Source organism: Mucilaginibacter sp. cycad4 (assembly GCF_034263275.1).
GTDB lineage: Bacteria > Bacteroidota > Bacteroidia > Sphingobacteriales > Sphingobacteriaceae > Mucilaginibacter.
In genome coordinates this window covers 3831410-3854930 of record NZ_CP139559.1, presented here as the reverse complement: position 1 = coordinate 3854930, position 23521 = coordinate 3831410, and the positions used below count along the sequence as shown (strand labels likewise).

Below are 23521 nucleotides of genomic sequence, written 5' to 3'. Positions count from 1 at the left end.
TTGAGAATCAAAAAATTGGGACACCCTATTTGTTACAAATGAACGAGGGAATTATTGGGCTAACATCATTGTAATATCCTTCCTTCTATCTTCGGGGAGAACTTTCAAATCAGTCACTTTTCCACCCTTCAGGGTTGCCTCAACAGTAGTATTATAAGGTGCATGAAGTTTAAAATGCACATCCCAATCCTTTGGCCAGGCCGGGAACAGCAGGATCTTTTTATTATTAACCTGCATCAGCATTTCCTGCAGACCGATCATGCCCGAGCCGCCCCAGTTATGGTCCGGTGTCCAGTCGAAACCCGGGCCCCAGAAGGCCGGAAAGCGTCTGCCGGAGTTTTTGAGTTTGAACGTAGTAAGCCTGGCCGCTTCATTAGTAAGACCTAAACGGGCAGCAAAAATGTTATCCTGCTTCCAGCCTATGCCACTTCGGAATTTGGCTACAAGGGTATCCAGTTTCCAGGTATTCAAAGCAGTATCCAATCCAGGTTTACCTAAGCCGAAGATGCCCCATGGAAACACCGGGTAAAACTGGGTGTTTTCTTCGTTGTTAACCCTTTCCCATGATTTTGCGGGAGTAAGGGTTTTATGGCCGTCAATTTCTGCAAATGTTAAAGGGGGAATACGTTTTAGTAGGCCGGTCAATTTCAAACGCTCGTCGCCTGTTAAATAGCTATCCGGCAAGGCCAGCATCCTCTTGGTGATGGTTTGCAGGGCTGCTATGGTCGAGTTGGAGTTATAGGCCATTTTAAAAGTCTCGGCGGATGAACCGGGATATAATACAAGATGCCCGTTGCCGTCAAGCGCTTTGGCGCTGCGTTTGCGTGAAAGGTATTGGTAGTGCTCATCAAAAAAAGTGAGGCAGCTTTCAATAAAGGGAATGTATTGGTGAATGTCGTCGCCTTTATACCGCTCTGTTTCCAGCATCATGAGGCAAAACTCAAAAACAGTATCCCAGGTATATTCCAGCCAGGCATTGTATTCTAATCCCTTGTCGAAATCGGCAGGGCGTTTCCAGGTGTACTCGGCACTATTCGGCAGACCGAAATTCTCCACCTGCTCAGTAAAGCAGGCGCCATTGTGGCCCCAATAAACCTTGCTGCGTAATTCGGCATTTTTCAGGGAATGGAGATAGAAATCAAACTCAGGCTTCATCATGTCGATATCACCGCTCTTCAGCATCGGGAAATACACTAAGCGCTGGTTTTGAGCAGTCATCAAGCCTCCTCCCCAGTTACGGAAATCGGGCGTAAAAGCGTATTGAGGATTGACGAAAACGGGGTCGTAAGTAAACAGGCCGCCGTTAAATTTGGTAGGTGCTTGTCCGTAGGCATTGCAACCCAGCATATACCTGAACAACTGGTAATTTTTGCCGGTTTGCCATGCTGTAGTATCACTGGCTTGTTCATCTGCATTGATGTAGATAAAACTCCTGTCCCAGTACTGCTTCCACCAGTTGGTGGTTTTTTGCCAGGCTGTTTTGGTGTTAGCCTCAGCTTCCTGAACTACTTTTTGCAAGCCCTGCTGCCATTCATTTACAGATGCGGTTTGTTGTGTGTTGAGGTAGATCTCTATATCCTGGTTAGTAGCGGGTTTGATGCTTTCCAATTTCCAGCCTTCAAAATCTGTATTAAGGTATTGCCCTTTTGTAGTACCCGCAGGTTTTAGATTCTTACCCTTCATCAGCCCGCCAAAGGTGAGGTTTTTAAGCGGGTTGTACATTTGCTCCCTAACCGCTTCCATGCCCTGCTGCTTTACAGTAACATCAAATATGGTGGAGTCGAGGTTGTGATGGTAGAACCGGATGGCGTTGCCTTTAAATGCGATGTTATCCTTTAGCGTTTTGACATCATTGCGCGGGGCAAATTTCCAGGAGCCTTCATTTTTTTCGAGGCCTTTTACATCCCTGTCGCGGTAGCGCCAGCTTTCAAAAGTGGCTTCGGTTTTAATGGATTTATTGCTGCTGATGTTAACGTGGATCACCGGGCGGTAAACATCAACCCAAAGTCTTATTTCGGCCTTTAAACCGCCGTTTTTTCCATTGATGACTACCGAACCGTTTTGTAAAATTAGTTGCTGCTTAAAATCATTGCCGTCAAAAGGATTGGGGGAGAGTTTAACCCTTACCCGGCCAGGCTTGAGCATGGCATTGTTTTCGTCAAAAGTGCCGCTCCGGGCGATATAAAAAAGCAGCTCACCTTTTTCTACCCATACATTCAGGCCTATGTCACCGCCGCCGCAGGGCATGGACTGGCCTGAGTTTTGGCTCTGGCTGGTCCACACTTCATTGTATTGTTCAATGCCTTTGTTTTGAGCTAACGCGATATTGCAGTACAGGAAGCAAAGCAGCAGGAGTTTTTTCATATTACCAATCGTCGGTTCTGAATGAGGAAACCGGGAGCCCGTTTGTGCCGAACAGATCGCCCACAACAAAATCCTTAAAGGCGTAACGCACGGCCACCGGCTCTTTTACCAAAGGTGAAGATACAATAATTACACTGCCAGATATCATGGCCTGCGCCGGGTAAAACATTTTGTCTTTACCTGCAACTTCAAAGTTTTGGATGGGCCTGGTGAATGAGGTAAGCCCGTTTTCGGCATGCTCAAACCTGATGGTAGCCCGGTTACCGTCAACAGTCATTTCTTTATATAGCGGACTTGCATAATCAAATCCTTTAACGCCGTAAGTCTGGGCTAAAGCCAGGTAGGCCAGCCGCGTACCAACGGGCTCTTTACGCGGGGGGTGGATAGTAACCTGTTCACCAACATCAAGCAATACGGCCATGCCGCTGTTGGGTATCACTTTTAACGATTTCCGCTGAGCATCGCGCAGGTAGGCCGAATTGTATTTTCCTCCTGCATTGTACGGTGGTAGCTGGGTGTAATCGTAAGGGGCTATCTGCGTGTAATAAAAAGGGAAATCACCTTGCTGCCAAAGCTCGCGCCAGCGTTTAACCATGGCCGGGAATAGTTTTTCATATTGGTCGGGACGGTCATAATTTGATTCGCCCTGGTACCAGATACAGCCTTTGATGCCGTAACCAATCACCGGGTTCAGCATGCCATTGAACAGGGTGGTAGGTGTGCGCGATACAGCTTTGATCGAATCTGTTTTCGCAGGCACTTTGATCTCCGGAAATTCTTTTAATCCTTCAGGGTCCATCCAGGCTTCGGCGCTTGAACCGCCATAACAATCACTGATCAAACCGATAGGCACGTGAAGCATCTCATTCAACAACCTGCCGAAATAATAACCTGTAGCACTAAAATTAGAAACAAACTCAGGCGAAGCCACATGCCATTCGGACGGTTTGCTGTTTTCCTGGACTTCGGTTACCGATGAGTGGGGTACTGTGTAGATATGGATATTACTGTTGGCCGATTTCAGTATGGCATCAACAGAGCCGCTAATAGGCTGACTTTTGTAACCCTTCATCGGGATCTCCATATTCGATTGCCCGGTGCAAATCCAAACCTCACCTATAAGTACGTTGTTTAATTTGATGGTATTGCCGTCGCTGATGGTTACAGTGTATGGTCCGCCGTAAACCGGGGTGGCAACTTTGGCAAGCCATTTGCCGTTTGAATTTACTTTGGTTTTATAGCTTTTCTTATTCCATGAGGTGCTGACGGTAACTGTTGAGCCGGCTTTGTCCCAACCCCAGATTGGGGCTTCGCTTTGCTGTTGCAGTACCATGTTGTCGGTAAAAATGGATGCCAGTTTTACCTGTGCCTGCGAAGAAATGAACAGGAACAAACCAAGGCCTGATGCCAGTAACTTTTTCATTGCGATGAATTATTTTGTAAGCTTTCCGGCGCGCTTAGCTTCAAGCCACCCGCTGAAAAGGAGGTTTTTATTTAACTCGGGTTTAGGGAAAAACAAACTGGACAGGTAGCCAACTACAATCACCACCAAATGACTGTACACACCCAGCATGTATTTATGCTGATTGAAATTGTATTTACCCAAATCGAGCAGGATATGTTTATCGGCACCCAAACCAATTTTGGTTGATGTTAAAAAGGCGTAACCGGTAAACATGATACAGGCAATAATGCCGATATTCAACCCCTGCCGGTTGGCCCTGCTGCTAAATAAGCCCAATAAAAAAATACCTGCAATACCGCCGGAGAATATAGCATAGAGGGTAAACACAATACCTAATGCGCCTTCATCACCGGCAAGCATATATAAGGTGGCTATACCCATTGCGCCCAGGCCTGCCAGTACCACTATCCATCTGCCGGCCTTTAAATATTCTTTATCAGGCCTGTTGGGCCTGAACTTTTTGTAATAATCCTCTACGCCAATCGCCGAAAGACAATTCAGATCGGCTCCTAAACTGGAGATGGCTGCCGAGATCAGTGCAGCCAATATCAACCCCACAACACCGGTAGGCAATTTGCTCATGATAAAGTAAGGGAACACCGCATCAGCCTTAATACCTGCAGGCAAAGGATTTTGCTGGTAGTAGGCAAACAAAGCGGTACCAATGAACATGAACAATGCCCAAAGCGGTACGGTAAGTGCTACCCCTAATAACGATGCCCTGATGGCCGCTTTATCGGTTTTGGCGGTAAGGTAGCGCTGCACCATGGTTTGATCGGTGCCGTATTTTTGAATGGCATAAAAAACACCATTAATGGCCATTGCAATGAATGTAAGCTTTTTGAAATCCCAGGAGTAGGGGCCGAAATTGTTTTTGTGGTTTACGCTGGCTATGTGCCAAAGCTCGGGGAAGCCGCCTTTGATGGAGCAAATGAGGATGATGAATGAGGCTATACCGCCGGCGATCAATAAAAAGCCCTGTACCACATCGGCCCAGATCACCGCCTCAATACCACCTATAAGGGTAATAACAACAATCACAAAACCAATGATCCAGATGATCACAAAGGTATTGGTGTTGGTCATGTTGGAGAGCGCCAGGGCCAGCAGGAAAAACACGGTACCCATTTTTGAAAAATGGGTTAATACAAAACCTATGGAACTATAGAACCTCGCGAACAAACCAAAGCGCTTTTCAAAGTATTCATACGTGCTTACCCCTATAACTTCACGATAAAGCGGTACAATGAACCAAACCATCAGGAGCAGGATTATAGGTACCATTAACCCCTGAACCAGCAGGATCCAGTTAGATGCAAACCCTTCGCCGGGATAGGCCAGGAATGTTACACTGCTGATGAGTGTTGCCATTAACGACATGCCAATGGCCCATGCCGGAATCGAGCCGCGCGATACGAAATATTTTTTGGTAGAATTTTGTCCTTTTGAAAACCGGAGACCGATGGTTAATGAAATGGCCAGTGCCAGGGCTATGATGATATAATCTGCCAGGTGCAGGGTTTCATGTTTCATATGCAGGTATAATTATTGGTTCCCCAAACGGGGGCAGGCCAGGGGTAGCTGCCGGGTTTTAAAGTTAAACATAATTGGTTATTGCCCGCTATGCGCATATGAATAACTCCGGGAGCTATTAGTTTTGAGGGATATAATTTTTGGATGTTTAAACGCTCAAGTATAGCCCAGGCGGTCGCGCCACCCTCAATCAGCAATTCGTGAAGTGAGGTGTGATCGATAACCTGTTTTACAATATCTGCCATTTTATGGCTCAGCAATACCGGATCCACTTTAATATCCTTGATAAAATCGGGGTTTATGGCAATGATGGCATTGTTACCGGCTATAATACTGGAAGCTACATGGCTGGCAAAAAGGCCATGCACATTATCGGCGCTGGTTTCTGCACAGATGGTTGCTGCCGGTACATAATGAACTGGGATATCATTATGTCTGCCATCATTCAGGTTTAGCTTTCCCTGGTAAAATGTACTGCCAAATACAAACAAGCGTCTGCCGGTGGCTTCGGGGTTTAATGTTTCAATTGTTTGTTGTTTGGTTAAATGTTCAAGCAAGCAGGTAAACAAGTTAGCCGATCCTGCTAAAAGGGTTTCGCTGTCTGTTTTTCTTATCCAATATTTAAGGTCGTCCTCGTCACTGGCCGCTCCTATGATAATTCCTGTTGATGGCAGTTTTTCACCTTTTTTAATCAATTGGATCTTTTCATCGGCTCTTAATAATTCAATAATATTTGAGCTTAAAGCCGGGAAAGTTGGGTCATTGGCGAAATCACTCAGGTGGATTGGCTCTTCGTTGTAATAAAACGTATCGCCGATGAGTTTTTTTGAGTGATGGGGATTGCCGGGCACAATCAGTGCCCTTTTTAAACCCGATGCAGTAAGCTGGCTTTGCAGCTCCTCAATAATATGCCCTCTTAAAACCGAATCTATCTTCTTGAAAATAAATCTTGGTTTTAGTTGCTGTAACTGTACAGTAAGATCATAAACGATCTCCTTTGCGCCGGCTGTCGAAAGCGAACGCGTGTCGGTAGCAATAACAAGCAGCTCGACATCACAGTATTCATCAACAGTGGTGCTAACCTCGGTTCTTAAACCGTGGTTAAGGCCAATGCCCGCCAGTTCGGCGGCCCCTGTTAAATCATCTGCAATTACAGCGATCATATAGCTTATACTTTTATCCTGTTTTTGCTCAATTGCGCCGCCGATTCGATTGCCAGTATCATGGCATCGCTGCTGGCAACGCCTTTACCTGCAATTTCAAAAGCTGTTCCGTGATCAACCGAAGTGCGGATGATAGGTAGTCCCATAGTAATGTTGACGCCTTTTACGCTGTCCATCTGCTGCTTTTCGGCGTTCCATTTAAAGCCGGTGAGTTTAAAAGGGATGTGCCCCTGGTCGTGATACATCGCTACCACACCGCCATAATACCCGGTTGATGCTTTTGAAAACAAAGTATCGGCAGGTACGGGACCCTCTACATCGTAACCTGATTTAAAAGCTTCCTGTACTGCGGGGAGGATTTCCTGGTCATCTTCGGTACCAAACAAACCCGAATCACCCGCATGGGGGTTAAGCCCGGCTACTCCAATCTTCAGGTTTTTCTCGCCTAAAGAAATAAGGCCGTCTTGCAGCAATTCAATTACCTCAATGATGCGTTCTTTTTTAACCAAGTCACAAGCTTGTCGTAATGATACATGGGTTGATACGTGGATCACCTTCATGTTGTGCTCAACCAGCAGCATGGCATATTTTTTTGTGCCGGTGTAATGGGCGTAAATTTCGGTATGCCCGGCAAAGTGGTGACCAGCCTCGTTGATGGATTTTTTGTTGATAGGGCCGGTTACGGTTGCGTCAACTTCACCGTCAAGTGCAAGTTCAATCGCTTTTTTTACCGTCTCAAACGAAGCGTTGCCCGCCATAGCCGAGATCTCACCAAAACGAAGTTGTTCCATATCTACATTTTGCAGATCAAATACATCCGGCTTGCCGAAAATAAAACGCGCATTACGGATATCTTTGATAGAATTGATAGTGGCGTTTAGGCCCAGGCGTTTCACGATGTCAAAAAAAACGCCCGTATCACCGATAATCACCGGGCGGCAAATCTCAAACAGCCTTTCGGTAAGTAGGGCTTTAACAGCAATCTCAGGGCCAATACTGGCCGGATCGCCCATGGTTATGGCTATAATCGGTCTGTCGGCTGTCATTGATATATCGGTAAACTAAGGTTTTCAACATTAAGCATGCTTTGCAGTTTCTTTTGCAGGTCAGCCGCTTCAGCATCACTAACTTTTAACAAAGGCGGCATCATGTACGGGCGGCATAACCCGGCGCTTTGCATCAGCGATTTTAATGCTGCCAACGATTCGCCCAGCAGGCGCTTGCCCTGGTAAATATCCCCAACCAAATTGGAGTGTCTTTGTAGTTGCAGGGCGGCAGCTTCGTCATTGTTATCGGCCGCTACTATCATTTTGTAATAAATATCTGGGAACAGATTTCCTGTGCTTGGCACCAGGCCGTCGCTTCCTGTAAATAAAGCATGGGCAGATTGTGCGCCCCAGCCCAAAAAGTGGCTAAAATCGGCCCTGCCGGCCCATAATTTGAGCGAATCTTTTAAACGGTCATGATTTCGTTCGGAGTCCTTGGTGCCTACGATATTATTATGGTGGCTTAACTCATCAAGCAGGTTTAAGTTGATGGATACATTGGTAGTAGCCGGAATATTATAAACTATAAGCGGGATAGGAATTTCGTTGGCCAGCGTTTCAAAGTATGTTGTTATCTCATACTCGGTTAATGTAAAGTACGCCGGGAGGTGGGCTACGGCAACATCAATGCCTTCATCGGCACAGCGTTTTGCCAGTTCGATAGAATCTGACAGGCAATTGGATGAGATACCTGCGTAAAGCAGCCTGCCGGGTTGCCTTATTGAAGCAGCAAGTTTAATAAAATCAAGCTTGAGCTCGTTTGGTAATGAGGCTGACTCGCCGGTAGTACCGAGTATAAAAGGTACACCACCGTAGTTGAAGATGCTATCGAATATTTTTTCAACCGCTTCGTGGTCAAGCTTGTAGTTGTCGGTAAGTGGGGTAATTGATGGCACTACCAGGCCATTATATTTCTTTTTTAGTTTCATTAGTATGTATTAATAAGCAGCCTCGTAAATGTTAACAGCATCATCTATGGTTATCGGTCGCGGGTTATTTTTAAGCAGCCGGGTAATTTTCATGGCATCAGCAGCCATCTGCGGTATGGTGTTTTTATCTATGTTTATTTCTTTTAAACTTGCCGGGATCCTGCACTCACTGATCAGCTGCCTGATCTTTTCAACACCGGCATGAGCTGTTTCAAAATCATTGATACTGCTGTTGCAACCTAATGCGCGGGCAACAGCAGCATATCGTTCCGGCGCCGCCGGGATGTTATACTCCATCACAAAAGGGAGCAATAAAGCGTTTGATAAGCCATGGGCAATGTGGTACATACTGCCCAGCGGGTAGGAGAGCGCATGTACAGCTGCTGTATTAACAGGGCCTAAACAGAAGCCACCCATTAAACTGCCGATAGCTAATTGTGTACGGGCGTCCTCATCAGTACCGTCGTTTACCGCTCTAACCAAATTAGCGGCTATAAGCCTGATCCCCTCAAGCGCATACACATCAATAAAAGGATGTGCATATAAGTTGGTATAAGCTTCAAGGCAATGTGTCAAGGCATCAAGACCTGTTGCTGCGGTAACCTCTGCCGGCAAACTGATCATCAAAGCCGGATCAATGATCACCGCATCCGGAACCAGGTATGGGCTGATAATACCTTTTTTCTGATTATCAGTATCATCTATCAATATGGCATTAGGTGATGCCTCGCTGCCGGTACCCGCCGTTGTAGGTACGCAGATCAGTTTTTTAGTACGGTTTTTAAGCAGGCCAATACCGGTTATCTCTGCCAGGGTTTGATCATTATTGATCTGTGCAGCTATCAGTTTGGCTACGTCAAGCACGCTGCCACCGCCTATGCCTATTATAACATCAGCCGCAATATGTTTTACAGATGCAAGCAGGTCTTCAAAATCTTTAAATGAAGGTTCCCGTACTATTGAGGTATCAATGTGAACAGCAACTTCCGCTTCTTTAAGCTGAGCTAAAAGCGGTTCAAGCTTTCCTAACAATGGGCTGATGGTAATGATCAAAGCTGATTTATACCCGCTGTTAACAACCTCGCCGGTTAACTTCAAAAGCGAATTTTTGCCAACAATTACCTGCCCCGGAAACCGGATAGTGATGTCGCGATAAGGATGTTCAGTTTGCGGCATATACTTATATATAATAATAACAGGCCTTAGTTAATTGGTTTTGATATAAAACAAAGATGGATAATGCCGCTCCCCGTTTTTACCCAACCGTTATCCAATTATTGTACGATATTATCAAATGGGATGCCGGCTGGTAAGCTATTATGATATTATATGCTTGTAACTGAATTTATAGGCTGTAACGGTAGCAAATAAACACTAAAATAAAGGGAGACGGGTCGGGACAGTTCGATAATGAAAGCCTGGTAACTTAGCAAAAAGGTGATTATGAGGAGATAGGGCGAACTTTTAGCTATTGAATAGATAAAAGTGCTTTTATTCATCCTTAATTAAATCACCACATTATAGTTATAAACCAGCCGGCCAGATCCGGTACTTTTTAATATTTCTGTTAATCAATAAATATACATTTCCATGAAAAGAGTAAAAACGTTAGGACAATTTATTATAGAGAAACAGGCAGATTTCCCGTTTGCCAAAGGCGAGCTGTCAAGGCTTTTACGGGATATAGGTATTGCCGCTAAAATTGTAAACCGCGAGATCAGCAAAGCCGGGCTTATTGATATCATCGGCGAAACCGACTCGGTAAATTCGCATGGTGAACGGCAGAAAAAGATGGATGTTTATGCCAATGAGCAATTCATTTCGGCGTTACGCAGCGGAGGTGAGTGCTGTGTTGTTGCCTCTGAAGAAAATGACGAGCATATCCTGATTGAATCAGAGATCTCAAAACATGCCAAATATATTGTGGCTATTGATCCGCTGGATGGCTCGTCAAATATTGATGTAAATGTAAGTGTGGGTACCATATTTTCTATTTATCGCCGTAAATCTAACCAAGGTACCGCCAATCTTGAAGATGTGCTGCAGAAAGGAACTGAGCAGGTTGCAGCAGGTTATGTGATCTATGGTTCATCAACCATGATGGTATATACCACAGGCAAAGGGGTTAACGGTTTTACGCTCGACCCATCGATAGGGGAGTTTTGCTTGTCGCACCCCGATATTAGAATGCCTAAGGATGGCTATATCTATTCAATAAATGAAGGGTATTATACCCATTTCCCATTGGGGGTAAAAAAATACATTAAATATTGCCAGGTTGAAGATGTGACTACCAGCCGACCGTATACTTCAAGGTATACCGGATCAATGATTGCGGATATTCATCGTAACCTGATTAAAGGCGGTATCTTTTTATATCCAACTACCTCACAGTATCCAAACGGAAAACTGAGACTGGTATATGAATGTAACCCGATGGCCTTTATTGTTGAGCAGGCCGGCGGTATGGCATCTACAGGTTTTGAGCGGATCCTCGACCTTGATGTTAATGAACTACATCAGCGTTCGGCTATTTTTATCGGGTCGGAAAACATGGTGAAGCGGGCTGAGGATTTTATGCTGGCCTTTTCTCCGCAGCATCCATCTATAATCCAGCATAAACAGGTTATTTAATTATAAAGCTCAAAGCAAAACGCACAAGGCTTAAAGCTAATATTTTGATTATCAATATCATTAAATTGATTTTATGTAAAAAATAATGAACTGCATATATGAGCAATTTTAGTTTATATCTATTGTTATTTGAATTAACATCGACAGAAACTTTATAAACTTTAATATAAAAATTAGGTAAGACTAATTTTTTTTATTTGTTTTGTATATTATTTAAGATATGCTAAAACGAATGAGGATATTGTCTTTACTATGCTTTTTATTAGTCCCGGTAGTGGTTTCTGCACAGCATGGTTCCCTTAAAGGAAGATTAACAGCCGGCAGCGAGCCGCTCTCTTTTGCTACTGTTGCACTTTCAGGAACTTCTATTGGAGTAACTACAAACGATAAAGGTTATTACCATTTAAAAAACGTGCCGGCTGGTACATACACCATAGTATTTTCCAACATTGGGTATGTTACCGAGCGTTATAACGTGAGCGTGAAACCCGATGAGGCAACCTTATTGAATGGTAATCTGAAAGAAAGCAGCTCCAAATTAAGTGAGGTAACGGTAACCGGGGTTTCACGCAAAACCGAGTTGCGAAGTAATCCTATCCCTATAGCGGTAATGACTAAGAAAGAGATGGATCAGAACGTAAATAATAACGTTATTGATGCCATTGTAAAAGGGGTGCCGGGTGTTAACGCGGTTACTACCGGGCCCAACATCTCCAAACCGTTTATCAGGGGATTAGGTTACAACCGGGTGTTAACCTTATACGATGGTGTGCGCCAGGAAGGACAGCAGTGGGGCGATGAGCATGGCATTGAGATAGATCAATATGGTATCGGTCGTGCGGAAGTAGTGAAAGGTCCGGCGAGTTTAACTTATGGCTCGGATGCATTGGCGGGAGTGATCAACATGATCCCTTACCTGCCGGTTGGCGAAAACAATGTTTTACATGGAGATTATATAGCCGATTACCATACCAATAACGGCATGATAGGTACCTCGCTGGGTTTATCATACAAAAAAAACGACTGGCGGTATGCCTTCCGGGGAACAGCAAAAGCGGCACATGATTATCAAAACCGTATTGATGGTTACGTGTATAATACAGGCTTCCACGAGTATAATTTATCGGGCATGGCCAGGGTTGATAAAAATTGGGGTTACTCGCAAATTGCAGCAACCGTTTATGATAACCGGCAGGAAATTCCTGATGGCAGCAGGGATTCGCTTACAAGGCAGTTTACTAAACAAATAGCCGAAAGCAGTACTGATAATATCAGGAACCGACCAATTGTAAGTGACGATGAGTTAAGATCATACAGCATAACGCCGCTGCACCAGCGCATTCAGCATTATCGTATTTACACGCACAATGAGTTTAAACTGGACGAAAGCAGTAGCCTCAATGCCGCGTTTGGCTGGCAGCAAAGCATCCGAAGGGAATACAACCATCCCACGTTGACCAGTCAGCCGGGATTATATGTAGTGCTTAACACACTTAATTACGATTTGAAGTATAATTTACCAACTATCGCAGGTATAGAAAGTACCCTCGGCGTAAATGGTATGTACCAAACCAATCGAAGTAAGGCGGCTACAGATTTTCCGATCCCGGATTATAACCTGTTTGATGCCGGGACTTTCCTCTTCGCCAAAAAAACTGTTGGGAAAGTTGATATCTCGGGCGGGATCCGGTATGATAACCGGCACATCCATTGGAATGATTTTTACGTAGGGCCAAACCCAAAAAACGGATTTGAGCAGCATGTGAAGTTGCCGGATACAGCAGGAGCGCATTTGCAATTCCCGGCCTTCAGGCATGTATACCAGGGTGTTTCGGGTAGTTTGGGGATAACCTACAACATCAGCGAACGCTTATTGTTCAAGGCTAATATTGCGCGAGGATACCGAGCTCCCAATATTACCGAAATCGGCTCCAATGGACTTGACCCCGGTGCGCACATTGTATATTTAGGCAACCGCGGCTTTAACCCCGAATTTAGTTTGCAGGAGGACCTGGGTTTTATCGCCTACCTGAAGGATGTTGACCTAATTGCCGAACTGTTCAATAACCATATTGACAATTATATTTACCAGGCTAAGCTAACGGACGCCAATGGTAATGCCGTAGTAATTGTGCCGGGTAACAGTACCTACCAGTATCAACAAAGCAGCGCCCGTTTGTATGGGGCCGAGTTTACGGTTAACGTGCACCCGCAAAATATTAAATGGCTGGCTTTTAACAACAGCCTGGCTTATGTAACCGGCATCAACGGCAATAAACAGCTTATTGATGAGTCTAACGGTGCAGCTAAATATTTGCCTTTTATCCCACCGCTGCATATCCGGTCGGAGTTTAAAGCGAGCTTACAGAAGGCCTATGGTCCTTTTTCAAAAATTTATTTTAAGGCTGAGATGGATGCCTACACCACACAAAATCGTTTCTACGCTTTGGATAATACAGAGACCGCAACTCCTGGCTATGCTTTGTTTAATATCGGGGCGGGTGCGTCTGTCAAAAATAAATCGGACAAAACCATTTGTGAGCTTTTTTTGCAGGTAGATAATTTGTTTGATAAGGACTATCAATCCAACCTCAATCGTTTAAAATATTTTGAATACTACCGGTCGTCGCCAAACGGGCACCTGGGTATTTATAACATCGGGCGGAATATCAGTTTTAAAGCGATTTTCCCTTTTTGATTTATTTTCAATGAAATATGCCTTTTTTTGTTTTTATTGCCTTGAGTTTCTGTACATGATGTAAGCGTGCGATAATGATTTCAAAATTTATCGGTCGATGTGCGTAAACTCGATAATCATAAAAACATCCAAAGTAAATGACTTTTAAAACAAAGGTTTTCATTTGTATGCTGCTCTGTGGCATATGCAGTGGAATAATGAGCGCTGAGGCACAGTTGCATGTACCATCTTCTTATGCTTTAATTAAACGGGTGGTGCCCGGTTATGCACAAAATTTTATTGTTCAGCCGCTTTCCGAAAGTGAAGCCAAAGATGTTTTTGAAGTGGAAGGAGCCAAAGGTAAAATTATCTTGAGGGGCAATAATGGTATTGCGGTAGCGTCGGCATTATATTACTACCTTACCGAATATGCGCATTGCCAGATCACATGGAATGGCACAAATCTGAACCTTCCCGTAAAGTTGCCCATGCCAGCCCAAAAGGTTCATAAAACTACGCCTTACCAATACCGGTACTACCTTAACTATTGTACTTATAGCTATAGCATGAGCTGGTGGGACTGGAAACGATGGGAAAAGGAAATTGACTGGATGGCCCTTCACGGGATCAACATGCCGCTGGCTATAACCGGGCAGGAGTACGTGTGGGATAAAGTTTATAAAAGCATGGGCTTTAGCGATAAAGACATGCAGAACTTTTTTACAGGGCCGGCCTATTTTGGCTGGTTTTATATGGGCAATATTGATAAATGGGATGGGCCCCTGCCGGCAAGCTGGATAAGCAGTCATAAGGAACTGCAGGTTAAAATATTGCAGCGCGAGCGTGAACTTGGGATAAAACCGGTGCTTCCGGCGTTTACAGGTCACGTGCCGGCATCGTTTAAAACACATTTTCCCAATGCCAAGCTGAAACAAACCAACTGGAACAATGGCTTCGCCGATACTTATATCCTTGATTCGGAAGATCCCTTATTTGCGGAGATTGGTAAAAAGTTTATACAGGAACAAACCAAGGTTTACGGTACAGATCACTTATACTCTGCTGATACTTTTAATGAGAATGAGCCACCCTCAAATGATCCTAAGTTCCTGTCGGAACTGAGCGCAAGGGTTTATGACGGCATGAAAGAGGCCGATCCGAAAGCTGTTTGGGTAATGCAGGGCTGGTTGTTTTTCAGCGACCGTAAATTCTGGCAAAACGAGCAGATCAAAGCATTGTTGAATGCCGTACCCAATGATCATATGATTGTGCTTGATCTCAATACCGACTACGAACCAATATGGAAACGGACGGATGCGTTTTACGGAAAGCCCTGGATCTGGAATATGCTGCATAACTATGGGGGCAACAATAGTTTGTTTGGCAGGATAGAAGCGGTAGCAACACAGCCGGCACAGGCTCTTAACGACCCGAACTCGGGGAAAATGGTTGGGATTGGCTTAACCATGGAGGCCATTGAACAAACTCCTGTGCTTTATGAGTTAATGACACAGCATACCTGGGAAAATAAGCCAATTGATCTTGATCAATGGCTGCCGGAGTACTTATTTAATCGTTATGGTGTAAAAAGCGAGGATGCACTTGATGCCTGGCAAACGCTCAGGGCAACCGTATTTAATGGAAAGGACATCCGTGACGGGGCCGAATCGATCATCACCGGTCGGCCAACGCTTGATTCGGCTGCGATATGGACCCGCACCCGTTTAAACTACAACCGGAAAGACCTGCTGCCTGCCTGGGACAAAATCATCGCGGCTATACCTGCATGTAAACTAAGCAGCGGGTTTAATTACGACCTGGTTGATGTAACCCGGCAGGTACTGGCCAACTACGGCAGGCCGCTCCAGTTAAAATGGATCAAAGCCTATCATGATAAAGATGAAAAGGCTTTTGATAAGTATACGGCCGAATACCTTAACCTGATAACAGATATGGACAGACTGCTGGGCACCCGCAAGGATTTTATGCTTGGCCCCTGGATAGCTGATGCCCGTAGCTGGGGAACAACCTCTGGTGAAAAAGCACTTTACGAAAAAAATGCCCGTAACCTGATAACACTTTGGGGCGATGCCGATAGTCCGCTGCATGAATATTCGTGCAGGCAATGGAGCGGTTTGCTCAATGATTTTTACAAGGTACGCTGGCAAAAATTCTTTGAGTTACTGAAAGGATCAATAAAAACAGGTAAAGAGCCCGACTTTAAACAATTTGATAAATCAATCAGTAACTGGGAATGGCAATGGGTTAATTCGTCCAAAACTTATCCTGTTGCTCCTGCCGGCAGCAGCACGGTTGTTGCAAAACAGCTTTATGAAAAATACAGAACAAACATGGGGAACGATCTAAAGTAATGGATACATCAACAGCTAAACCTGGAAATATTGCTGCGAAGCCGGCAAGATTATTATCGTTAGATGCTCTTCGTGGTTTTGATATGTTTTGGATCATGAGCGGAGAAGGGGTAGTGCATGCCCTTGCTAAAGCCACCGGCTGGCCGCTTATGGTATGGATGTCGGGACAATTACATCACACTGAGTGGAACGGGATCACATTTTATGATATGATCTTTCCCCTGTTTTTGTTTATTGCAGGTGTTTCGATGCCTTATTCAATGGGAGGTAAAGTTGCCAAACATGGTGTAGCCCATCCGTATCTGTTGCCCTCATCTTCCAAAGGTGAAATTTATCGTTCCATGATCAGGCGTACCATTATCCTGCTGTTTTTAGGAGTAGTTGTTAACGGCTTGTTTAAGTTTAACGGTTTGGAGAATACCCGCTTTGCCAGTGTGCTTGGGCGTATCGGTCTGGCCTGGTTTTTTGCAGGTATTATTTATCTTAATTTCAGCATACGAGGGCAGGTTTTATGGTTTGGCATTTTGTTGCTGGGTTATTGGGCAGCCATGGAACTCATCCCGGTGCCCGGGTACGGGACAGGGGTTTTAACTATGAACGGCAGCCTTGAATCATATATCGACCGTTTGTTACTTCCGGGCAGGCTGCACGATAAAGTGCATGACCCTGAGGGCATATTATCAACCATTCCAGCTATTGGGACGGCCATGTTGGGTATTTTTACAGGCCAGTTCCTGAAGCTTGAATCTGCAAAATGGCCGATGTGGAAAAAGGGTGTTTGCTTATTCGCAGTCGGTATGTTATTTATCGGCGTAGGACTGCTTTGGAACCTTGCTTTCCCGATAAATAAACGTTTATGGACAAGTTCGTTTGTAATGTTTGTAGGCGGATGGAGCGTGGTTTTCCTTTCGATATTTTACCTGGTGATAGATGTTGCCGGGTACCGGAAATGGGCGTTTCCTTTTGTGCTTATCGGGGTAAATTCTATCCTGATCTATTTGGCAGCTGAAGGGATGGTTGATTTTCAGCATACAGCTAATTTTTTCTTCGGAGGAATTATCAGTCATCTGGCTCAAAGCTGGCAACCGGTATGGGCAGCAATATCCATTGTAATTGTACAGCTTGCGCTGTTGTACTTTTTATATAGGAATAAGATTTTCCTGAAAATATAGATTTAGATGCTGTTTAAATTTTGAAATTGTAGAGACGCATAATTGCGTCTCCTGCATGCAAGGTAGGCAGCTTACTCGGTTACAAAGTGGCTTGTCCTTTGGAAGACGCAATTATGCGTCTCTACATAAAGATATTTAATACCCAAGTAACGATCATAAAATAATTAAGATAAAATCGTATTAAATTAGTTAATTGTTAAAATAACACTTAATATTGAGATGTTTTTATCTTCGTTATGACCAAGCACCTGTTTTTCCTTTTTATTCTTGTTTTGGCTGGCACAGTTTTGCGCGCACAAAAGCAAATGATCCCAAATCCCATAACCGGCGGATATTTTGCTGATCCAACTATTGTAAAAGATAAGGGCCGTTTCTTCATTTATGCCACAATTGATCCCTGGGGTGATAAGGAACTGGCGGTACTGGAAACTACCGACTTTATCAAATTTACCCGGCATCACATCAACTGGCCTACTAAACAAGCTTGTACAAGTCCAACAGCTCTTAACGAAATGGTTTGGGCGCCATCTGTAGTAAAAGGAAAAGACAATAAATTTTACATGTATGTAGCCGTAGGCGGCGAGGTTTGGGGAGGAGTGAGCAACACGCCGCTTGGTCCGTGGAAAAACTTAAAAAGCGACAATACACCCATGGTGAAATCCACTGATTATACCGAGGTGCATAATATCGACCCGGATTGTTTTATTGATGCCGATGGCAGCGTATACCTGTATTGGGGATCGGGGTATAAATGGATCAATGGGCATTGCATGGCTGTAAAGCTGAAGGATGATATGGTTACGTTTGACGGAGCACCCCAAGACATCACTACACCTCATTTTTTTGAAGGTGCGCATATGGTTAAACGCAACCAAACCTATTACCTCATGTTTTCAGAGGGTAAAGCCATTGATGCCACCTACCAGGTAGGTTATGCGAAAGGAAATAGCCCGCTCGGCCCTTTCCGGGAAGATGAACACCGGGTTATATTAAATACTTCGGCCGATAGTACGGTGATTGGCCCCGGTCACCATACTACTTTTATCGAAAAAGGGCAGCGCTATATTTTATATCACCGCATTTTTCCGCAAAAGGAATCGTTTGTGTTGCGGCAACTGTGTTTGGATAGTTTAAATTTTGACGCGGATGGTAATATCAAAAAAGTGAGCACTAAAGGAGTCCAAAAATTCAATTGATAATTTGAACCAACAATAAATATATACATGAGAAAAATAGTTTTACTGGGCATTTTGACCATCTTTTATTTCGTATGCATTGCGCAGCCAGGTAATGGTAAGGCGGTAAAAAAGCAAGGATTATCAGGCAAGAGATCTGAACAGAATAGCAGGTTCAGTGCCTACCTCTTTACTTATTTTACTGGCGGCAAAGGCGGCGAAGAAATTCGTTTTGCCCTGAGCAATGATGGTTATCATTTCCGCGCGCTGAATAATAATAATCCTGTTTTAAAATCGGCTGACATCAGTGCTACCGGCGGTGTGCGCGACCCACATATTATGCGTGCTGCCGATGGTAAAACTTTTTATATGGTAGCAACCGACATGAACACTGAAAAATACGGCTGGGGGCCTGATTATTCTATGGTGCTGCTCAAATCAACCGACCTGGTACACTGGAGCTCTAAAACTATTGATATCACCAAGCTTTATGAAAAATTTGCTGGTGTAAACAGGGTGTGGGCTCCGCAAACTATTTATGATCCGCAGGCTAAAAAATACGTGATCTACTGGTCGATGCGTTTTGGCGAAGAGGCCGATAAGATCTATTACGCCTATGCCAACAAGGATTTTACAGGCTTGGAAACCGAACCCAAACAACTTTTCTTTAAGCCTGATGGTGGTGCCTGTATCGATGGAGATATCGTTTATAAGAACAATAAATATTACCTGTTTTTTAAAACAGAAGGATCGGGTGCAGGCATAAAAATAGCGGTATCGGATAAACTAACATCAGGATATGTATTGCGGGATAAGTACGTACAGCAAACCAAAGACCCGGTAGAGGGCGCCGGCACTTTCAAATTAAACGATGGCAGCGGTTATATTTTGATGTATGATATGTATACACAAGGTAAATACCAGTTTACCAGGACTACCGATCTTGAAAACTTTAAACTGATCGATGACGAGGTATCCATGAATTTCCATCCGCGTCATGGCACGGTAATGCCAATAACCTCAAAAGAAGCGGCGGCATTAACTGCAAAATGGGAAACGCCCGAAGATGTGGTACTTTCGCCTGTAAACAAGCAGATTAAAACCATCAATGTTGTTTTGGATCCAACAAGTCATAAAGTGCACCTGCCTGTGAAACCGGGCACTGATTTAAAATCATTTGATCCGCAGTTTACTTTGTTTCCAGGTGTTACTATCAGTCCTGCAAAACCGCAGGATTTTACGAAAGGGACAGTTAAATATTCAGTAAGCATAGCGGGTAAAAAAGCACAGGTTTTTGAGGTTACTGCCCAGGAAACCCATAACCCGGCTATAGCAGGATATTATGCCGATCCGGAGATCTTGTATGCCGAAAAAACAGGCAAGTTCTATATCTATCCAACCAGCGATGGTTTTGATGGCTGGTCGGGCAAATATTTTAAAGCGTTCTCTTCTGATGATATGGTTAACTGGAAAGATGAAGGCAAGATCCTTGATTTGCCGCAGGATGTGAGCTGGGCAAAAAAGAATGCCTGGGCACCCTGCATCATCGAAAAGAAGGTTGGTGGCGAGTATAAATACTTCTACTATTTTGCTGCTGCACAAAAAATAGGGGTTGCAACGGCAAATGATCCAGCCGGGCCGTTCACTGACTCGGGTAAACCTCTGGTAGCACAATTACCCGAAGGCGTTAAAGGCGGGCAACAGATCGATGCCGATGTTTTTGCCGATCCGCAAACAGGTAAGAATTATCTGTACTGGGGTAATGGTTATATGGCCGTAGCCGAATTAGATGATGACATGATTTCGTTGAAGCCGGGCACCACCAAAATCCTAACCCCATATGCTCATTATAATGAAGGCACCTATGTATTCTACCGTAATGGCACCTATTACTTCATGTGGTCGGAAAATGATACCCGCAGCCCTAATTACAGCGTGCATTACGGCACTGCCAAATCTCCTTTGGGACCAATCGAGATCCCTGAGCAAAACACTGTTATTGCCAAAGATGCGGCTAAAGGTATTTATGGTACAGGCCATAACTCGGTGATCCAGATCCCAGGCACGGATGAGTGGTATATTGTTTATCACCGGTTCAATTATCCCAAAGGGATTACCATGGGCGATGCCGCGGGATATAACCGTGAGGTATGTATCGATAAAATGGAATTTGATGATAAGGGACTGATCAAACAGGTGGAACCGACACATGAAGGTATAAAACCGGTACATGTAAAAAAGTAGACATAGGTTATTGGATAGTATAGCTGCCATGTGAACATACTGATAGTTCGCATGGCTTTTTTGTTTATAAATCTATCCAAACTAATTTCAGGACAGGACAATATTGGCTTTAGGCTTTATGCCTTCTGCTTTTAGCTTTTATATAATTTGTTCCGTTTTTTACAATTGGGGGACTTCGTTGTACCCTATATTTGTAGTAATGGTTTTCAAAGAAATCCTTCCGGGCCCAAAGCTGCAGCCTTATATCAAGTGCTTCTACCTGTACGAATCCGATTCGGACAGAAGCTATGATGATATCGTGTTCCCGAGCGGAACAATGGAAGTGATCTTTAACCTGGGTACCGGAAACTGGAAATCAAAAAAAGGCGATGTGTTTTACACTACGCCCCCTATCGAGCTTTGGGGCCAGATCACTAAGCCATTGGCTATACAGTCGGTAGGGAGAAATACAATGTTGGGCTTCCGCTTTTACCCGCATTCGGCAGCTTATTTTTTTGACGAAAACGTATCAGAATTTAATAATGAAATTGTTGATGCCACGCATGTATTCGGCCCTAAATTAAGAACGCTTTATTTAAAATTATTGGAGACAGTCGATCTGAATACCAAGGTGGCCATGATTGAAGATTATTTATGGAGCCGTTTGTCTGTATCTGAAAAAAAGCATTCGAAGATCAAATTCATAGGGGATATTGTAAGCAATCTTAAAAAGAACTACAGCGACGATAATATCTTGTCCATTTCAAACCGATATAATATTTCCGCAAGGCACCTGAATACCCTTTTTTCGCAGTGCACCGGTTTGCCGCCAAAATTATTTTATAAAATAAACCGCTTTCAGCATAGCCTTAACCTGGTAAGCTCCAGCGAAGAAAAACTGACCAACGTAGCGTATAGCGCAGGTTATTTTGACCAGGCCCATTTTATAAAGGAATTTAAACTTTTTACGGGTTTTACGCCCAATGCCTTTGCTGCTCAGGCATCGCCAATAAACCAGGTATTGGCAGGCGGCTAATACGCTTCCGTTTTATACAATTTTTGGCTGTTTAAGCCACATAGTTTTGCTGTTAATAAAAAAATAACAAAATGAAATCAGCAAAAACACCACAGGAAGTGCACGCAGTACTTGCGGCAGCTTTTAACACCAAAGATGTAAATGTAGTTATGAATGTGTATGATGCCAACGGCATCATTTTCCCCGAACCGGGAAAAGAAGTATCAGGCAGGGCCCAATTTGAGGAAGCTGTTAAAAGCATCTGTGCGGTGCCGGGAGTGATGGAGATCAAAACCGTTTATTGCCTGCAATCGGGCGATGTGGCTGTAGGCCGGTCGGAGTGGAGCGTTACGGACAATGGCAAAACACAAGTCGCTGCAAAAGGGATAGAGTTGATGAAGCAACAACCCGATGGCAGCTGGAAAATTGTCATCGATCATGCTTTCGGGGCTGAAGCTAATCTCGTAGCCTGATTTTCTCCATCTTAAACAAAACGAGGCTGTATCATAAATCGTGATACGGCCTTTTTTTTGACTTATTCAGATACTTAAGCGATATATATAGTTTTAGGTTAACTCTACTGACAAAGCTTGCATAGTTAAATAGGATTTACTCACAAATCTGTATAGCTATTTCCGGACGGGTCAGGAGGGTTAACAGGGTTAACACAATTCAGGGTTAACATTTACTTATGTAGTTAATAATCAGTTAATTGAGTGTTTTTATACTAAAAATATGTTAACCCCCTTTTTGTATAAATATTAGCGGCTAAATTTCAATTCATAGGTAACACAACACCAGAGGTGGTCAATTTGATTTATGATACAACCTCTTTTGTTTCGCCTTAATCTCTTCCGTTTTATACAATTTTAGACAAAACCGTAGTGCTACTTTTGAGCATAAAATAAAAACAAGAACATGAAAAATAGATTTAATGAATTTTTAGCCTTGCACCATAAAGCAGAAGCTGTGCAGATCGGCAATGTATGGAATGCACAAAGCGCACAGGTTTATGATAAGTTGAACTTTGCGGCAATCGGCACATCAAGCGCAGCTGTAGCCAGCTCTCTGGGTTTTGCAGATGGTGAAGAAATGAGTTTTGAGGACTATCTTTTTGTTATCAAACGGATAGCGGCGACAACATCGGCCATGTTAACAGTTGATCTTGAAGCCGGCTGTGCCGATACACCGGAAGAAATCTGTAATAACATAACGAAGCTAAATAATATTGGAGTAGCAGGTATCAACATAGAAGATTCGATAGTAACAGATGGTAAACGAAGCATTGTTGATGCTAATAATTTTGCCGCGAAACTTAAACAGATCACCTCATTATTAACTGCTGCCGGGGTAGAAGTATTTATAAATGTGCGGGCCGATTCCTTCCTGCTTGGTTTACCAAATGCGCTGGAGGATGCTTTAGCCCGGACTAAACTTTACCAGGATACAGGTGTACACGGTTTGTTTTTTCCTTGTATTACCCAAATAGCTGATATTGAAAAAATAACTGCGTTATCCCGCCTCCCTGTTAATGTAATGTGCATACCGGGGCTTCCGGATTTTAAGGCATTACAGGATGCTGGTGTTAAAAGGATTAGTGCAGGCCCTTTTTTGAATATGAACATTTACAAAGCATTGGAAACCTCAATTGAAAAGATAACTGCCGAAAATAGTTTTGCAAGTCTCTTTAATTGAAGCCGATAAATCTCAACTATAGGTTGTAAGGAGATGAAAACTTTTTTGCGAGACTTGA

Annotated in this window: 16 protein-coding genes; 9 read left to right on the top strand and 7 right to left on the bottom strand. The window is 43.8% G+C overall.

Annotation, left to right across the window (positions count from 1 at the left end):
• Positions 1-51: 51 nt before the first annotated feature.
• The 7 genes from SNE26_RS15520 to SNE26_RS15490 are packed head-to-tail and all read right to left on the bottom strand — an operon-like array spanning position 52 to position 9676.
• Positions 52-2364, bottom strand: a complete 2313-nt coding sequence (locus tag SNE26_RS15520) for a DUF5703 domain-containing protein (protein WP_321554850.1) — start codon at positions 2362-2364, stop codon at positions 52-54.
• A gap of 1 nt (position 2365) precedes the next feature.
• Positions 2366-3787, bottom strand: a complete 1422-nt coding sequence (locus SNE26_RS15515) for a sialate O-acetylesterase (protein WP_321554849.1) — start codon at positions 3785-3787, stop codon at positions 2366-2368.
• Positions 3788-3796: 9 nt separating this feature from the next.
• A complete protein-coding gene (locus tag SNE26_RS15510; protein ID WP_321554848.1) occupies positions 3797-5362 on the bottom strand; it encodes a sodium:solute symporter in 1566 nt (521 codons plus the stop codon).
• Entirely contained in the window at positions 5359-6525 is a 1167-nt protein-coding gene (locus SNE26_RS15505) for a four-carbon acid sugar kinase family protein (protein WP_321554847.1), read from the bottom strand. The genes SNE26_RS15510 and SNE26_RS15505 overlap by 4 nt, the downstream gene beginning before the upstream one ends.
• Before the next feature lie 5 nt (positions 6526-6530).
• Positions 6531-7571, bottom strand: coding sequence for a 4-hydroxythreonine-4-phosphate dehydrogenase PdxA (gene pdxA / locus SNE26_RS15500; protein WP_321554846.1), 1041 nt, complete (start codon positions 7569-7571; stop codon positions 6531-6533).
• Complete coding sequence (locus SNE26_RS15495) at positions 7568-8500, bottom strand: dihydrodipicolinate synthase family protein (RefSeq protein ID WP_321554845.1); 933 nt, start codon at positions 8498-8500, stop codon at positions 7568-7570. The genes pdxA and SNE26_RS15495 overlap by 4 nt, the downstream gene beginning before the upstream one ends.
• 9 nt (positions 8501-8509) lie before the next feature.
• Entirely contained in the window at positions 8510-9676 is a 1167-nt protein-coding gene (locus SNE26_RS15490; RefSeq protein ID WP_321554844.1) for an iron-containing alcohol dehydrogenase, read from the bottom strand.
• Between the two features lie 414 nt (positions 9677-10090).
• Here SNE26_RS15490 and fbp point away from each other — a divergent pair, with 414 nt between their 5' ends.
• The 9 genes from fbp to SNE26_RS15445 all read left to right on the top strand — a co-directional run bounded on the left by fbp (position 10091) and on the right by SNE26_RS15445 (position 23463).
• Entirely contained in the window at positions 10091-11134 is a 1044-nt protein-coding gene (gene fbp, locus SNE26_RS15485; protein ID WP_321554843.1) for a class 1 fructose-bisphosphatase, read from the top strand.
• A gap of 232 nt (positions 11135-11366) precedes the next feature.
• Complete coding sequence (locus tag SNE26_RS15480) at positions 11367-13832, top strand: TonB-dependent receptor (RefSeq protein ID WP_321554842.1); 2466 nt, start codon at positions 11367-11369, stop codon at positions 13830-13832.
• A gap of 197 nt (positions 13833-14029) precedes the next feature.
• Positions 14030-16183, top strand: a complete 2154-nt coding sequence (locus SNE26_RS15475; RefSeq protein ID WP_321554841.1) for an alpha-N-acetylglucosaminidase — start codon at positions 14030-14032, stop codon at positions 16181-16183.
• A complete protein-coding gene (locus SNE26_RS15470) occupies positions 16183-17355 on the top strand; it encodes a DUF5009 domain-containing protein (RefSeq protein WP_321554840.1) in 1173 nt (390 codons plus the stop codon). Before SNE26_RS15475 ends, SNE26_RS15470 begins: the two co-directional genes overlap by 1 nt.
• A 236-nt stretch (positions 17356-17591) precedes the next feature.
• Positions 17592-18551 (top strand): family 43 glycosylhydrolase, encoded by a 960-nt coding sequence (locus SNE26_RS15465; RefSeq protein ID WP_321554839.1) that lies wholly within the window; start codon positions 17592-17594, stop codon positions 18549-18551.
• A 27-nt stretch (positions 18552-18578) separates the two neighbouring features.
• Positions 18579-20774 (top strand): family 43 glycosylhydrolase, encoded by a 2196-nt coding sequence (locus SNE26_RS15460; RefSeq protein WP_321554838.1) that lies wholly within the window; start codon positions 18579-18581, stop codon positions 20772-20774.
• 199 nt (positions 20775-20973) lie between these two features.
• On the top strand, positions 20974-21789 hold the full coding sequence (locus tag SNE26_RS15455; RefSeq protein WP_321554837.1) for an AraC family transcriptional regulator: 816 nt from the start codon (positions 20974-20976) through the stop codon (positions 21787-21789).
• Positions 21790-21860: 71 nt separating this feature from the next.
• On the top strand, positions 21861-22241 hold the full coding sequence (locus SNE26_RS15450; protein ID WP_321554836.1) for a nuclear transport factor 2 family protein: 381 nt from the start codon (positions 21861-21863) through the stop codon (positions 22239-22241).
• 445 nt (positions 22242-22686) lie between these two features.
• A complete protein-coding gene (locus SNE26_RS15445) occupies positions 22687-23463 on the top strand; it encodes an isocitrate lyase/phosphoenolpyruvate mutase family protein (protein WP_321554835.1) in 777 nt (258 codons plus the stop codon).
• Positions 23464-23521: the final 58 nt, after the last annotated feature.

Coding starts and splice junctions, on each gene's coding strand:
- SNE26_RS15520 (WP_321554850.1), bottom strand. CDS start 2,364: ATGAAAAAACTCCTGCTGCTTTGCTTCCTGTACTGCAATATCGCGTTA.
- SNE26_RS15515 (WP_321554849.1), bottom strand. CDS start 3,787: ATGAAAAAGTTACTGGCATCAGGCCTTGGTTTGTTCCTGTTCATTTCT.
- SNE26_RS15510 (WP_321554848.1), bottom strand. CDS start 5,362: ATGAAACATGAAACCCTGCACCTGGCAGATTATATCATCATAGCCCTG.
- SNE26_RS15505 (WP_321554847.1), bottom strand. CDS start 6,525: ATGATCGCTGTAATTGCAGATGATTTAACAGGGGCCGCCGAACTGGCG.
- pdxA (WP_321554846.1), bottom strand. CDS start 7,571: ATGACAGCCGACAGACCGATTATAGCCATAACCATGGGCGATCCGGCC.
- SNE26_RS15495 (WP_321554845.1), bottom strand. CDS start 8,500: ATGAAACTAAAAAAGAAATATAATGGCCTGGTAGTGCCATCAATTACC.
- SNE26_RS15490 (WP_321554844.1), bottom strand. CDS start 9,676: ATGCCGCAAACTGAACATCCTTATCGCGACATCACTATCCGGTTTCCG.
- fbp (WP_321554843.1), top strand. CDS start 10,091: ATGAAAAGAGTAAAAACGTTAGGACAATTTATTATAGAGAAACAGGCA.
- SNE26_RS15480 (WP_321554842.1), top strand. CDS start 11,367: ATGAGGATATTGTCTTTACTATGCTTTTTATTAGTCCCGGTAGTGGTT.
- SNE26_RS15475 (WP_321554841.1), top strand. CDS start 14,030: ATGAGCGCTGAGGCACAGTTGCATGTACCATCTTCTTATGCTTTAATT.
- SNE26_RS15470 (WP_321554840.1), top strand. CDS start 16,183: ATGGATACATCAACAGCTAAACCTGGAAATATTGCTGCGAAGCCGGCA.
- SNE26_RS15465 (WP_321554839.1), top strand. CDS start 17,592: ATGACCAAGCACCTGTTTTTCCTTTTTATTCTTGTTTTGGCTGGCACA.
- SNE26_RS15460 (WP_321554838.1), top strand. CDS start 18,579: ATGAGAAAAATAGTTTTACTGGGCATTTTGACCATCTTTTATTTCGTA.
- SNE26_RS15455 (WP_321554837.1), top strand. CDS start 20,974: ATGGTTTTCAAAGAAATCCTTCCGGGCCCAAAGCTGCAGCCTTATATC.
- SNE26_RS15450 (WP_321554836.1), top strand. CDS start 21,861: ATGAAATCAGCAAAAACACCACAGGAAGTGCACGCAGTACTTGCGGCA.
- SNE26_RS15445 (WP_321554835.1), top strand. CDS start 22,687: ATGAAAAATAGATTTAATGAATTTTTAGCCTTGCACCATAAAGCAGAA.